The 14,668-nt window shown below is 64.7% G+C and carries 9 protein-coding genes; 3 read left to right on the forward strand and 6 right to left on the reverse strand.

All coding sequences use genetic code 11. The annotated features are described in order from the left end of the window. Positions 1 to 12: 12 nt before the first annotated feature. Entirely contained in the window at positions 13 to 5,184 is a 5,172-nt protein-coding gene (locus ACN0S5_RS15305; RefSeq protein WP_417209591.1) for a Hint domain-containing protein, read from the reverse strand. Positions 5,185 to 5,458: 274 nt separating this feature from the next. After that, on the reverse strand, positions 5,459 to 7,069 hold the full coding sequence (locus tag ACN0S5_RS15310) for a transcriptional regulator (protein WP_417209593.1): 1,611 nt from the start codon (positions 7,067 to 7,069) through the stop codon (positions 5,459 to 5,461). A gap of 151 nt (positions 7,070 to 7,220) precedes the next feature. Between ACN0S5_RS15310 and ACN0S5_RS15315 the strand changes: the two genes are divergently transcribed. Beyond that, positions 7,221 to 8,327 (forward strand): phosphatase PAP2 family protein, encoded by a 1,107-nt coding sequence (locus ACN0S5_RS15315; RefSeq protein WP_417209594.1) that lies wholly within the window; start codon positions 7,221 to 7,223, stop codon positions 8,325 to 8,327. A 26-nt stretch (positions 8,328 to 8,353) separates the two neighbouring features. On the opposite strand, the gene ACN0S5_RS15320 is transcribed toward ACN0S5_RS15315, so the two are convergent. Further along, a complete protein-coding gene (locus ACN0S5_RS15320) occupies positions 8,354 to 10,393 on the reverse strand; it encodes a S8 family serine peptidase (protein ID WP_417209595.1) in 2,040 nt (679 codons plus the stop codon). 271 nt (positions 10,394 to 10,664) lie between these two features. Here ACN0S5_RS15320 and ACN0S5_RS15325 point away from each other — a divergent pair, with 271 nt between their 5' ends. Further along, the gene (locus ACN0S5_RS15325; protein WP_417209597.1) at positions 10,665 to 12,155 is read left to right on the forward strand and encodes a bromoperoxidase; all 1,491 of its coding nucleotides are present in this window, start codon (positions 10,665 to 10,667) and stop codon (positions 12,153 to 12,155) included. A gap of 7 nt (positions 12,156 to 12,162) precedes the next feature. Here the strand turns inward: ACN0S5_RS15325 and ACN0S5_RS15330 are convergent, their stop codons facing one another. Next, positions 12,163 to 12,864, reverse strand: coding sequence for a DUF1194 domain-containing protein (locus ACN0S5_RS15330; RefSeq protein WP_417209598.1), 702 nt, complete (start codon positions 12,862 to 12,864; stop codon positions 12,163 to 12,165). Between the two features lie 123 nt (positions 12,865 to 12,987). Between ACN0S5_RS15330 and ACN0S5_RS15335 the strand changes: the two genes are divergently transcribed. After that, positions 12,988 to 13,386: a c-type cytochrome gene (locus ACN0S5_RS15335; RefSeq protein ID WP_417209599.1), complete on the forward strand. Its 399-nt coding sequence runs from the start codon at positions 12,988 to 12,990 to the stop codon at positions 13,384 to 13,386. A gap of 1 nt (position 13,387) precedes the next feature. Here ACN0S5_RS15335 and ACN0S5_RS15340 read toward each other — a convergent pair whose 3' ends face one another. Both ACN0S5_RS15340 and ACN0S5_RS15345 read right to left on the reverse strand, forming a co-directional pair. Then, positions 13,388 to 14,152 (reverse strand): hypothetical protein, encoded by a 765-nt coding sequence (locus ACN0S5_RS15340; protein ID WP_417209600.1) that lies wholly within the window; start codon positions 14,150 to 14,152, stop codon positions 13,388 to 13,390. A 188-nt stretch (positions 14,153 to 14,340) separates the two neighbouring features. Next, complete coding sequence (locus ACN0S5_RS15345; protein WP_417209601.1) at positions 14,341 to 14,526, reverse strand: hypothetical protein; 186 nt, start codon at positions 14,524 to 14,526, stop codon at positions 14,341 to 14,343. Positions 14,527 to 14,668: the final 142 nt, after the last annotated feature.

The following is a 14,668-nucleotide window of genomic DNA, read 5'->3' on the forward strand; positions in this document are numbered from 1 at the left end:
AACCTGCTCCGTCTAGGCCGCCAGCAGAATCCGCGCCTGATCCGCCTTCAACGAGGCGCGGGCAGCGGTATAGGCGTCCCGGCCCGGCGCGTTGGACAGTTCTGGAAACAGGGTCAACAGTTCCTTGCGCTGCGCCGTGTCCAGACCTGCCAGCGACTGGTCGCCGGGCTGAAAGCTTTCGGTCCATGCGCCGTCCGACATCACCAGTTCGTGCGCATTGAACATGAAATGCACATAGGTGATGCCGTCGTGTGGGCACACGCGGCTGATACCTGCGCGGCCGACAAGGTGGCTCGCCGCGACCAGAACCTCATCCTCGCCAAACAGCAGTTCCACGGTTGCGCCGCCCATGACAACCCGGTGCTGGGGAGAGACCAGCATGTCGCGTTCCGGCACGCCGCGCCCCAGCGCGCCCGCCAGAATCCGGATCGGGCGCAGATCGGGGCAGGCGGCCAGCGTTGCAGCGCTCAGGGATTTGGCTCCGGCCCAGAGCACACGCTTATAGCCGTTGTCGCGGGTCAGCACGCGGTCGCCGCGCGCGATTTTCGCCGCGTCGACCTCACCTCTGGTGGTCTTGATCATGGTGCCGGGGGTGAAACAGGGCGTATAGGTGACGTTCTCGATTTCCGAGAAGGTCAACGTGGACCCGTCCGCCCATGCGACCGTGCCGGATTCCGCCCCTGTCATGGTGACGACCGCCGGTCCGGTGATGTTCAGCGTGTCGCCGCCGGCTTCGCCGGTTTCTCCGCCGGTGATGCTTAGGTTCGCGCCAGAGACATCGCCCGCGGTGACGTTGAACACGTCGTCGCCGTCGCCGCCCGTTGCCACGTCGCCGGACCCCGCGTTGATCGTGTCGGCCCCGTCGCCACCGGAAAGAGTGTCCGCGCCTGCGCCGCCGGTCAGGCTGTCGGCTCCTGCGCCGCCATCCAGAATGTCGTCGCCGGACCCGCCGGTCAGAGTGTCGCCGCCGCCACCGGCAAAGACCGCCATCCCCGCGCTGTCGGCGCTGCCATCGACGCTGTCGTCGCCGCCGCCAAGGGTCAGGGTTTCGATGTCCGAGAAACCCGCCACGTCGGTGCCATCGGTGATCGTTCCGGCCTCGTCGCCGGTATAGGTGACCGTGACCGGGCCAGCGAGCGCAGAGGCATCCAGCGTGTCGTTGTCCGTGCCGGTCGTGGTGGTTTCACCGCCCGCGACGGTGTCCGCGCCAAAACCGGTCTCCAGCACGAAAGTGTCCGCATCCGCGCCCCCGATAAGCAGGTCGCCACCGGTGCCGCCCAGCAGCACATCCGCACCGTCACCGCCGTCCAGCGTGTCAGACCCGCTTGCGCCCTCCAGCGAGTCGTCGCCGGTTCCGCCAAGAACACTGTCGTTGCCAAGGCCTGCCTGCACGGTGTCGTCACCGCCATAGGCAAGGATGGTGTCATCCTGACTGCCGCCGATACCGTCACTGTTGTCGACGAAATCGCCGTTGGGGTCGCCCGCATAGGCCGCGCCGATAAGCTCGCCCGCGGCCGTTCCCTCGACGATGAAATCGCCGGGGCTAAGCGGGATGCCCATGGCGTTGAGTTGATCGGGTGTTTGCACTTGGGTGATCGAAACACCCACCAGCGTGATGGATTCGCCGTTGGGAAAGGTCAGGATCGCGTGGCCGGAGCCGTCGCCTGCGGTGTCGGTGACGGTAACATCCCCTGTCGTAACCGGGTTGCCGTCGAGGTCGGTCAATGCGCTCACGTCCAGCAGGTCATGGCTGGCAAAGGCACCGCCGCCAAGGTCCGTGGGAGCCTCAAAGCTGGAGATCACGTCATCGCCGGACCCGTCGGCCAGCACCACAACGTCCTGTTCCCCGTCGCCCGCGCCGACATCGATGATGTCGTTGCCCGCGCCGCCCTCAACCGTGTCCGCGCCTGAAGAGGTCAGCAGGCTGTCGTCGCCGTCGCCGCCGGACACGCTGTCATTGTCGAAGCCGGAAAAGATCGTGTCGTTGCCGCCACCGCCAAGGATCGTGTCATCGCCGTAGTTGCCGATGATATGTTCCGCCCCGGCGGAGCCGACAACGCTGTCGTTGCCGGTGCCCATCTGGAACCGTTCGATTTCCTCAAAGGTCGTGGTGTTGACGCCGTCGGTCAGCGTGCCGGTTTCTGCGCCGGTGTAGACGATGGTGATGTCATCCGAGATGGCCGAAAAGTTGATCCGGTCGCCTTGGGTCTCGCCGCTTTCGCCGCCGACGATGCTGTCATTGTCGAGTTGGACATCGAGAAAGATCTCATCATCGCCCGCTTCGCCGAACACCGTGTCGTTCCCGGCCCCCGCGTCGATTACATCGTCGCCCGCGCCTGCCTGCACGATGTCGTCGTTGGAGTTCACCGGGTAGTCGGAGTTGTCAATCCGGTCGCCGTCGGGGTCGCCGGTGTAGCCTGTGTTGATGGTGTCATCCCCGGCGGTGCCCGAAACGATGAAATCGTCCGATACCGCCGCAGGGACGCCGATCGCCTCTAGCTGGGCCGGGGTGGCAACGGCAGAAGTGGGCACGCCGATCAGGGTCAGCGAGGTGCCGTCCGGAAAGGTCAGGATGGCGTCGCCGCTGCCGTCGCCGTTGGTGTCCGAAACGGCCACATCCTCGGTCGAGACCGGATTGCCGGAACCGTCCAGCATCCCGGAGACGTCGAGTTGATCCCGCGTTGTGCCGTCGCCGGAATCCGTTGTGTCGAAACCCGTAATCGACTGGCTGTCGCCACCGCCAAGGATCACCGTGTCGCGGCCGGTGCCCAGATGGATCGTTTCGATCTCGGAATAGCGCAGCGTGTCGGTGCCGTCCGAAATTGTGCCTGCCTCGGGATCGGAGCCCGACATATCGACCGTGACACCGCTCGCCACGGCCTGCATGTCGATGGTGTCGGCGTCGGTGCCCGCCTCGCCGCCAGTGATGGTGTCGCTGCCAAATCCATCGTCGAGCACAAACAGATCGCTATCCGCGCCACCGGACAGGACATCCGCCCCGCCGCCAGAGAGGATCGTGTCGCTGCCGGTGCCGCCGGTGATGGTTTCGGCGTCGCCCGCGCCGACGATGTAGTCGTCGCCGCTGCCGCCATCCAGTTCGTCGGCACCGCCTTCGCCATAGATCGTGTCGTTGTCTGCGCCGCCAAAGACCGTGTCGTTGCCCTGGCCCGCGTAAATCATGTCCGATCCCGCGCCGCCGTCCAGATAGTCATCGCCGGCATGCTGTGCGCCGGCCTGATCGTCGATCAGGTCATTGCCGTCGCCGCCGAAAACGGTGCTGGAGCCTTGGCCATAGTGCAGGGTGTCGTCACCGGCATTGCCGTCCAGATAGACGCCGGTTGTGTTCGCCGTGGCATCGATCTGGTCGTTGCCCTGTGTCGCCTCGATCCCCTCGATCTCGGAAAAGGTGACCGTCTGACCGCGGATCGAGACGGTGCCCGCCTCGTCGCCGCTGAAGGTCACAGAGATGGTGTCGCCCGCGTCGCTTTCGTTGGAAAAGTCGAGCACGTCGAAATCGGTGCCGGTGGTGACAGTCTCACCGCCGGTCACCACCCTGTCGAAGTCAGAGCCTTCGAGCAGTATCCGGTCGTCGTCTGCGTCGCCGAAAACGGTGTCTGCGCCAGTCACCGCGTTCAGCGTGTCGGCCCCATCGCCGCCGCGCATCAGGTCGCCTTCGGCCCCGCCGTCTAGGTAGTCATCGCCGCTGCCACCGTCCAGCGTATCCTGCCCCGCGCCGCCATCGAGCGAGTCGTCGCCGGAACCGCCAAGGACAGAGTCGTTGCCGTCCCCACCCAGAAGGGTATCGTTGTCGGCCCCGCCGTCGATGGTGTCGTTGCCCGCCATGCCGTCGATGACATCATCACCCGCGCCGCCGTCGATCAGATCGTTCTGGCTTTCGGGATTGGCGGTGATCACCGTGGGCGGGTTGGAAAAATCGGTGGTCGAAAAGGCATAGTTGGTGCCCGCCCCGCGCGAGGTGACCTCGAACACCAGTTGCTGCTGATCGACATAGGCGAACTGCGCCCAGTGGTTTTCGTCCGCGTTGCCGGAACTGGTGCCATCGGACTGCGCGCCCAGTTCCTCACCGGTGTCGGTGGCGTTCAGGTTGGTGGTCGGCGCAGAGGCCAGGCCAAGGCTGACAACATCGGCGGTCTGGGCTGTGACGCTTTCGGCGGTGGTGTCGATGTCCTGAAAGGTGAAAGAGCCGGTGATCTTGATCGGCTCACCGGTCGCCTGATCGAAGAACTCGAACCCCAGCGTGACGCCGGTGCCCGCGTCCGACGCGCCATCGCGGTTGATGTAGACCGAGTTGGTATTGAATTCGATCTGGATGTTCGGATCGTCGGCGTCGAGCACGGTCAGGCGGGCCTGTACCACCACGCCCTCATCGGTTGTGCCGATGTTGTCGTAGACGGCATAAGACCCGACGACGCCGGTGCCCGTATCGCCGGTTTCGCTGATCGTGTCGAAATCGAAGGAGGACAGCGTACCGGCGCTGACGCCCAGATCAACACTGTCGCCAAAAATCGTGTCGTTGCCGCCACCGCCGTCGATGGTGTCCTGCCCGGACCCGCCGGTGATCACGTCCGCCCCTGCACCTGCGGTGATGCTGTCCGCGCCCGTGCCTCCGTCAATCGTGTTGTCGCCGCCAAGGGCGTCGATCACGTCCGCGCCTGCGCCGCCCAGCAGCTCGTCAGACCCGAAATCCGAGCTTAACGTGTCGTTGCCGTCGCCACCGAGGATCGTATTGTTGCCACCTGTCGCGGTGACGCTTTCGTCACCATCGCCAAGGTTGACGAAATCATCGCCGTCAATGCCGGTGACGGTGTCGGTTCCGCCAGAGGTGAAAATCGTATCGCTGCCACCGCCCAGATCAATGTTTTCGCTGCGGTCGCTGCCGGTGTAGAAATCCGATCCATCGGGCAGGCGCACGGTGGTGAAAAATTCGAATTGTGTTCTGCCGCCCAGATCCGCATCGCTGGTGCCGGAAAAGAACCTGTCACCGACAGTATATGTCGTGGACCCGTTGGAGATTTGCAGCACGCCGGCGACGGTGTTGTAATTGACCGAGTATCCCGATCCAAGGCTGGAGAAATCCAGCGTGTGACCGGCCCGGTTTTGCGAGATGCCGTTCCAGAAGGACGCGGAATTCCAATTGAAACTCGTAACTGAATATGTCGCCATCTCAGCGATACCCACCTTATTCCGAAGCGGGTGCCATTTTCTACGGCGTCGCCTCGTTCTGCCTCAAATCATGGCGTTCTGCGCAGGTGCTTTAGACTGGATAAATGGGGCCGCAGTAGGTCGCATTTTTGGAAAAGACGCGCAAAATTGTTGCGGGTTGGGACATAATCACACTTTGTCGCCGCAGTTTTGCCCTAATGCGGTTCGTCTTGGGGCGGCCTTTGGGGGGCTGCGAGAGCACGAAAAACGAGGGAGAAACCCGCGGATGCGTCGATCAAAGCAGGGCTCTGATCGGCTCCAGCATGCCCTTGTTGCGCAGGGTCCGGACCGGGTAGCTGTCATCGTTGACCAGCCGGTCAAGGGAAAAGCCCGGTTCGATCTTGGCCAGTTTTTCGGCCACCGCCTGCGCCTTGTCCAACTGACCTTCGAGGGCGTAAAGCGCCAGCAGGTGCCGATGGGCGGGCCGTGACAGGGGGGCCGATCTGACCGCCGCCTCGCCCGCCTCTATTGCTTCTTGCGGACGGTTGCAGGCAACGGCGACAATGCAATGCCCGGTGTCCCAGAAATGTTTGAAAGGTGACGTCCGCGCGATCAGACAGGCCCGTGCCGAGGCGTTGAAAGCGCCCTCCAGATCGCCCGACAGGATCAATGCCTCCGACAGGGATTTCCACGCAAAGGCACTGGCCGGATTTCGGTCGACCGCATTCTGGGCAAGATCCAGAACCCCCGCCGTGTCCCCCAGCGCGGTGCCGCGCACCTTGGAGACGATGGCATGAACCAGCACGTTGTCGGGCGCAAGTTCCATCGCCCGGTAATGCAATTCGACGGCCTCATCCAGCAGCGGTTTTTGATCGGCTTCGGCCATTTCGATCATCTGGGTCAGGCGGATCATGCTGGCCCAGGCAAGGTAGATGCCGTTCTGATCGCGCTTGAACGCCTGATCCATCAGGCCATAAGCCTCGCGCAGCGCGTCCTTTTCGAAGGAAAACATGCGGTAGAGACCCAGCCGCGACAAAGCGGTAGAGCGTGTCTCCGGCCGGTCCTTGTCCAGCACATGCGGCAGCTTGCCAATGATCTGGTCGGCCGCCTCAAAGACGGTGCGCGATACCGCGATTTCGGCCGACAGGATGTCCTCCAGCCGGTCAAGCTGTTGCAGCTTGGAATACAGGATGCGGGCGCTGGGCTGGTGCGTTGCCTTGATGAACAAAGCATGCCCGCCCTCGCCGTTCTGGATCAACTGGGTGCTGACCTGAACGTCACTGATCGGGGCGCTTTCCGGCAGCGGGCCGTCGCCTTCGGACTGCCGCCAGGCGCGGACCTGTTCGGCAATGTTCTCGCCGATCTGGTTGGACAGCACCTCGCCAAGCATCCGTTCGCGGCCCGGCCCCTCGGTCAGGGCACGGCAGTTGATCAGGATGCCGCGGCTGTCCGATGGGCTGGCCTTGGTCAGCTTGGATTGCAGGGCCGCGCGTTCCTGCCGCAGCCAGTCCTCGAATTCGGGATCGCGCACGTCGATGCCTTGCAACAGCTCGACCCGGTCATCCTCGGGCACCACTTCTTCAAGCAGATCGACGGTCACGGCGCGGGGGTCGAAAGAGACGCTGCTGCGGTCGGCCCGCAGAATGTCTGATGAGGCCCCCAGCGCGCTGCGCAGTTTCGACAGCGCCTGACGCAGGTTCGCGCTGGCCTGTTCGGGGCCGAAAGTCGACCACAACTTATCCTCCAGCCAGCGGCGCGGGCGGGCCATGTCCGGGCTAAGCGCCAGCATGGCCAAAAGCGCCTGGTTCTTGGCCCCCTTGAGCGGCACGACCAAACCTTCGCTGTCCCGGACCTGAAACGGTCCGAGCACGGTGATGGTGATCTTGTTGGCGTGCGTCTGGTTCATTCTTTTCCCCAAAGTCCCAAGAAGGCTACCACCGCCGTGACGCGGCGGCAACGGACGTGAAATTTTCGCAAATGTTTGCAGGTGAACGCAGATAGGCTTTGACCTGTGACGGGCAGTGCCAAAAAATCGGCCCGAAAAAGAAGAGGATGCCATGCCTGTCTCCGGTCTCTACAATTCACAGAACTCGCAGAATTCGCAAAACAGTCAGAATTCGCAGAACTCCCAGAATTCGCAAAATTCGCAGAACAGTCAGGCGGCGGAAAATTCGCAGGCGGGGCCGGACAATACGTTCTCCAGTGCGGCGCTGGGGACGGCGCGGGACGGGACCGTGGGCCATTGGGACGGCACCGCCGACCGGACCCCCAAACAGGACGGGCGCAGCGGCTGGGAGGCACTGAAGGCGATGGCGACGGGGCCACGGCGGGGGCTGATGGATGCCTGCCTGCACGGGATGTTCGGCGTCACGCTGGAAAGCGCCACCAAAGACAAACCGGCCACCGGCACCGTTGGGCTGAACGGCGCTGCTCTGGTCACGCTGGAGGCACCAACCAGCGCGCATCTTGCGGCCAAGCAGTTGCATTACCTGCGGACCTACGCCGACCTGCGCGGCGACCGGCTGAACGAAATCATCATGCAGACCGGCGACATCCAAAGCTTTTTTGGCCTTGTCGGCTACATGGCACCCGACGCGACCAAGTGGAGCCTTGCGCTCAATCAGGCGATGTTGCGGCTGTGCACGTCGATCGAGATGCCGCTGAAACACGGGTTTGACGTGGCGCGGCCAATCTCGATGTCGCGTAAGGTGCAGCCCTTGATCCAGACGCCGGGCCACGGCGCGTGGCCCTCGGGACATGCGACAGAGGCCTTTGCCTGCGCCACCCTGTTGTCGCGGTTGTTCCTGAACGCGCCGGTTGACCCGGTCGAACAGATCAGGGCGGGCAGCGAACTTTATCGCCACGCGGAACGGATTGCGATGAACCGGACCGTGGCAGGTGTGCATTTCCCGACGGACAGCATGGCCGGGGCTGTGCTGGGCGTGACCGTGGCCGAGGCGCTGATCAACCTGCTGGACGGGGCCACGCAAACCCGCACACGGGTGTTCCACGGTGTCGGGTATGACGGTGACTTCACCCTTGCCCGCATGGCGCAGGCGCTGGAGACCCCCGCTGAGATCAAGACCGGCACGCTGTCGCTGTCCCCCGGTATGGTCCCCGGCTGGCTGGCCAAGATGTGGGATGAGGCCAAGGACGAATGGTAAGCGCGCGCTGCTGAGCGGCGCGCTGCTCAGCAGGCGGGCAGGCGGTCTGGCAGATCAACCACGGCCTCGCCCAGACGCGCGTCGGGTGTTTCGGTCAGGACCAGAAATGCCGGGTTGATATCGTCCAGTTTGGTCGAGGCAGGGTCTGTCGCGTTGGCGGTGATCCGATCCGCCGACAGGGCTAGCGCGCGCGTCAATCGCCCGGCGGCGGCACTGGTCCCGGACAGACGCCGGGTGCTGCCGCTCAGCGTGCCAGCGGCGCGGACGCCCCCAGCAAACGCGCCGACACCGATGACCGTGGCGACGGTTGGCCCCGGCACGGACCAGGACGCACCTTGCCCGGAATAGGCGGCGGGCCGGAAATTTCCGATGCTTTGACCGCTTGCGTGCGCTGTGCGCTGCGCCGCACCAACGCAGAAAAGCTGACGGCATGCGGCTGTGACCAATGCGTTATGGCACCCCTCATCCGTGATCGGCCCCGCGCCCGGCGCGATATAGGCGGCGCGCAGCGGGTCCCAGTCATAGGCGGCAGGGTGGTCCAGATAGGACTGCCGCCCGCGCGCTTCCGATCCCCGGATCGCATCGTCGCGTTGCACCTGCAACCAGACGTCTCCGCCCCCTTTGACCGATACGGTCCATGCGCCAGAGGGGGCCAGCGGTTCGCCGGCCTTTTGTCCCCGCGTCGGGGCAAGAGCCAAGACGTAGTGCGCCGCGCATTCCGCATCCGCGTCAAGGCGGTGCGCGGGCACGTGATACAGCCGCGCCAGCGCTGCACCGTCGGGCCGCTCCAGCGAGCGGATCTCACCCGGTTGCAGGGCCGTCAGGCCAGAGAACACGCCCTCTGGCGTGGTCAGGCCGACCGCGATGCCGGTCGAGGCACCGTCCCGGCAGTGGATTTCCAAAAAGCTTGCGGTTTCGTCATCCGGCTGGACGCGCCATGCGATGTCTTGTGTGGTCGATCCAGGTCGGCAGCAGGCAACCTGACTGCTGCGATAGCTGTTGCCAAAGGCCCAGACCAGCCGCACGGGCTGGCCCGTCACCTGTTCCCAATGCCGCGCTTCGCGGGCCATCTGATATTCGACGAACCGGGTGCCGTCCTTTGGCCCGGCCAGCACGCCAAGCGAGATATTGACGATAACGGGGGCGGTGGCGTCGACCTGCCGCGCCTGCCGCAAAATCCAGCGCAGCCCCATGACCAGATAGCTTTCGAACCATGTGCCAGAGGTGTCGTCGATGCTTTCCGGCGGCAATTGCACCCCCAGCAGCGGCCAGTTGCGGGCGGGGTCATTGGCGTCCGCCGGATCGGCCCCGGCGGCAAGGTCCAGAACATGGGTGCCGTGTGTGGTGCCGAATCCGGTCTCGTCGCGGGTCTGGCCCGGATACAGCGCAGAGTTGAGCGCGGCATAGCTGGCGCGCTCATCCCCGTCCTCAAGCAAGCCGTTGATGTCTTCTGTTCCCAGAATGCGCCCGGCCAGCGTGCCTTTGGGAGGGGTGTCATGCTGTTCCAGCGCCTGCAACCAAAGGCCATGAAACCGGGTGCGGCGCAGACCGTCGGCACCCGTCCGGCAAAAGCGCGCGTTCAAAAACCCGATGCCGTCATCAAGGATCGCCACGATGGGCTGACCGGGATGCGGCGAGGGCGGCACCGGCGCGGACGGGTCCGGCAGGGGCCCCGCGGTGTCGATCTGGACCGGCATGCCGCTGTCGAGCACCTCGAACAGGGCCGCCTGCGCGCCGTCGGGCGTCCCGACGCGGCGAAAGACCATGTACTCATCGGGCAGGTCTGACAGGTCCTGCGGTCGGTCGATCCGGGCCTTCAGCGCCGTCAGTTCGACCGCATCCATCAGGAACGGCGATTCCCCGTCCTCGACCAGATCACGCAGGCCGCTGCGGGCGGCAACGACATCCGCTGACGGCACCAGCCGGACAAAAACCGGCGCGTACTCTGTGCCGCGATCCGGGCGTGCCGGGGGCAGCATGTCGCGACGCATCCCGATCAGCCGCGACCAGTCGAGATAGGCATCGCGAAAGGCGTGTCCGCGCGGCGCTGTCCAGACATGTGCCATGATGATCCCCCTGATCCGACGCGGAAAATCCCCGCAGGCCCAGAAAAGGCAATTTGCGGGAAGGGGTCAAGGAAACCTGCGCCGGGCGGCCAGTGGTTTGCGTAGAATTCACGCCGCCCGAGTGATGAAATCGTGACCGGGCCGCGTCATTTCATGCCCGCGTCACGGCGGATTTGCGTTGGATTTGCGGTTCGTTCACGGAGGCCATGCAATGTCCGGGTAACGTACCGTCAACTTTGGGCGGAAGACTTTGGGTTTTGGGGGAACGACCATGACACGGAACAGCGGTGTGACGAGGTTCGCCGTGATCGACGGCGGCGGCACAGGACGGTCTGTGCGCGACCGCATCGCCGTACCGGAGGGGCCCTGCCTGTCGGCACCGGAACTGGCGGCCGATATGGCGGAACTCTTTGCGCTGGGACTGGTACAGGATTTGCGCGCCGAGGCGCTGCTGGACCCGCATTGCGCGGTGCGCATCGATGGGGCCACCCGCTTTACCATGCATGAGCTGTTGTGTGAGTTGCGCAACCTCAGTTGGTTCGATGCGGGCAAAACGCTGGTCCCGACCGCTGCGGGCGCATTGTCCGCAGATGCGCGGCATGATGAGGTGGCCCAGCGCCGGGCGCTGCGCTGCAACAGCGAAGGGCAGTTGACCCTGCACAGTTTCCTGCGTGGCGGTGTGGCCCTGCGCGGCGGCGGACCGGTCCTGTCGGCGCTTTGGGACAGCGATCATGTGGTCGCGCGCCACCCGAACGGTGCCGAAACCTGGCCGTCCGAAGGGGCCCCGATGTCGGAATGGATCGGCTGGTGCGCGGAACACAGCCGGGCCGGGCTGCGCCTGCCGTGGGGGCCGGTGCGCGCGACACAGACGCCCAGCCTCAGTGACCGCGCCGAGGCGCTGCACCAGACGCAACCGGCGCGCCCCTTTCACAACGCGGCGCTGGTGGCGCTGGCGCGGGGCGTCGACGTGGCGGCGGGTCTGCCGGGGCCGTCGCTCTGGACCGGGTCGCGCCTGTTTTCGCTGATGGCCGAGGCAGAGGCGATGGCCCGCCAGTTTGCCCAGACACAGGCGTCCCGGCCCGACCGGATGCCGCGACCGGCGGTGACTGCGGCGCAGATGACCGTCTGGCTGGCGCAGGAAGAAGGGCGGCACGGTCGGCAGCAGGACGATGTTTATCGCATGGCGGCTGAGGAACTGGCCAGCGCCGCGCCCAACCTGCTGCATTGGGTCAGCCGCGCGAACCGCGCGCGTCGGGGGCCGCAACGCTTTGACCTCAGCCTTTTCCTTCCATTGGCCGGGCCTGAGCGGCAGCACCTGAACCCCTCCGACCTTGCCCCGCATGGCATCGTCGCCGGGGCCTTGGCGACATTGCTCAAAGCGGTCTTCGACACCTCGCCCCGCACACAGTTGCAGGCGGTGGGCAAAAGCGGCCCGGCGCTGGCGCTGGAGGATCAGGTGGATCGGCTTGCCTCCAACGTGGCGCTGATGCGTTGCGTGACCGGCGGCTATTTCCCGGCCGAAAACATACAGGACCTGCGTCTGGGTCAGGCCATCGCGCTGCACCTGCTGCGCGACCGGTTGGAGCGTGACAATCGCAGCGCCGGACTGGCCTTTCGCGATCTGGACGGGCGCAGCCTTCAGGTGCAGGCCCATCCGCGCCGCTTTGGCCGGGGGTTTGCGGAATTGCGCTGTGACGGCACGCCAATGGCATGGCCACAAGAGGCTTGCCACCCGGCAGCCCACCTGACGGCGGTCAGTTGAAACAGGCCTAGCGGCGGGCAAGAGTCCGGTCGTCGGGCATTGTCCCCGAGATTTCGAGGATCAGCTTGCGTTTGACCGCCTCGGCAAAGGACTCCCGCGTTTCTGCCGTGACAACAAAGGCACCGGGGCCGCCAATGATCATCTCCTGATATCGCGCCTCCAGTCCGCCATGGGCGCGGCCCGGATCTCCGGGGCGCAGGATCGGCAGCGCGTTGATGGTGACCCCTGCGGCCAGCACCTGCGCGCGGGCCTCTGCGATTGTGGGGCCAGAGTAGGAATTGACGCTGTCGCCGGAGAAATCGATCACCCGCCGCCAGCCGTCGAACTCATTGGTGTCCATCAGGCGCAACGCCTCGACAAGGGCCGCGCCAATGGCGTTGCGCCCATAGGCCTGCCGCGGTTTTGAGGTCAGCGCAGCGGCAAATCCGGCGGCGGCGTCGGGGCCGTCGATCAGGGTCCACTCTGCGACGACGGCCTGATTGGCCGCCCATTCCACATAGGTGACGGCGATGTTGCCATAGGCGGTGTTGGCGATGGCGGCCAAGACCTCTGGGTCGGTAATCGCCTGCGCATAGCCTTGCCGCTGAAAGGCGATCTCGCGCTGGTCGATACTGCCCGAGGCATCGGCCAGCAGCACCAGTTCAAGGTCGGTGTCCTGAGCCATCGCCGCCCCGGCCCAGACCAGCCCCACAAGGATCATCCAGCGCATCACCATCCTCCGTTTCGGCAAAAGATAGCACGCCCCGGCGTTTCGCCCATATTGATGCGCGTCATGGTCCGGTCTGGGTCGCGGTGGCAGACTCGCGGCGTTTGGGAACAGGAGGCACCGCCCATGATTGCCCGCCTTGCCATGCTCTGTCTTTTGGCCGCCCCTGCCTTTGCGCAGGACGCGGACATCGGCCGTTCGCACTACTTTACCCATTGTGCCACCTGTCACGGGCTGGAAGGCAGCGGTGACGGGCCGATGGCGGGGATACTGACGATCCCGCCAGCCGACCTGACGGAACTGTCGATCCGGAATGGCGGTGTCTTTCCCGTGGCGCGCGTCGTCAAGCGCATCGATGGACGCGATCCGCTGGTGGCGCATGGCTCACCGATGCCGGTCTATGGCGACTACTTCGAGGGGGCCTTCGATGTCCCGATGAAGACCGCCGCTGGCCAGCCGATCCTGACCTCGCAGCCGGTGGTGGATCTGGTGGCCTATCTGTATGAGATCCAGCGGATCGAGTGAGTCACGCGCGGCAGATGCCGTCGGTCTGCACATCCTTCCAAGGCAGCAGGACCCTTGGCCGATCAATCGCGGCGTCCATCCGGTCGACCGGCATGTATTTTCCGATCATGCCGCGCAGCCGTGAGGTGCGCGGCGCGTTCGGGTCCAGCAGGCGGCAGCAGACGTATTCCTCGACGATGCTGCCCTGCTGTTCATATCCAAACTCAAGGAAATCGCGCATCTGCTCTGTGTCGAACAGATAGGGGTCCTTGCTGTTGGCATGCTCGCGCGCGGCCTTGAGCGGGTGATATCCGGTCAGCTTGCGGTTTTGCCACTGCCAGACATGGGTGGCCTCATGGGCAAAGAGCATGGCGTCAAAGAGGTCGATCTGGTCGGGATAGCCCTTGAGGAAATCGGCCCGGTAGATGTCGTCCCGCAAGAGGATCTTGTTGAACAGCACCGTCGCGGCGGGCGAGACAGTGACCGTCTTGGCGGTGTCGAGCGGCGGCCAGATCCGTTCCTGACAGGTGGTGCGGGGGCGGACGGGGATTTTATAAGTGACCGATCCGGCGGGGTTGCCGTCGAGCACGCGCACCTTTTTGGGGTTGAGGGCGTCGCCGTGAAAAGCCCGCAGAAATTCGGCCTCATTCGGCGTCAGGGGACGGCCGCAGGCGGTGAGGATCAGCAGGAGAAAAAGGGCGAGACGGCGCATGGAATGAGAGTGGCCGGGGGTGGCGCGCTTGGCAAGAGGGCGCAGGGCTGTCCACGCGTGGACACGGGGGGGCATGATGTAAAATCAATAGGTTACAGAGACGAATTTACATCTCGTTAAGAAAGAGCGGTGTTGCGATGGGATTTTGTAGACACGTCATACTCCCATTTTGACGGCGGCGAAGGGGGTGTGCGCATCCTGCTGGCGCGGGTGCGACCCCTTGTCCGGGCCGCAGGGGACCGCGCCAGTCAAGCCGTGTGGGATCAGGCAGCGCCGCCCGGTTTGCCGGAGGGTTTACCGCCCGATTTGCCCGACAGTTTGTTGCCGACGGCTTTGCCCGCGATCACCGGCTCTTTGCCGACGTTGCTGTTGGCGGTGGCCAGCACCTTGACCTTTTCCTTCTTGGGCTTCTTCGTTTCGCGGTTTCCGCGGTTCTTTTCCTTGGACATGGGTCTTCCTCTTTCGACACGAACCGGCTGCGGGCCGGTGATTGGGACGCTCAGAGGGGGCAGGGTTGCCTGACATGGAGCAGGGCGATGACACCGATGAGGCATCTTGCAGGATGCAGGGGGACATGTGTGGTGTCTTTTG

Source organism: Antarctobacter sp. (assembly GCF_048262615.1).
Lineage (GTDB): Bacteria > Pseudomonadota > Alphaproteobacteria > Rhodobacterales > Rhodobacteraceae > Antarctobacter.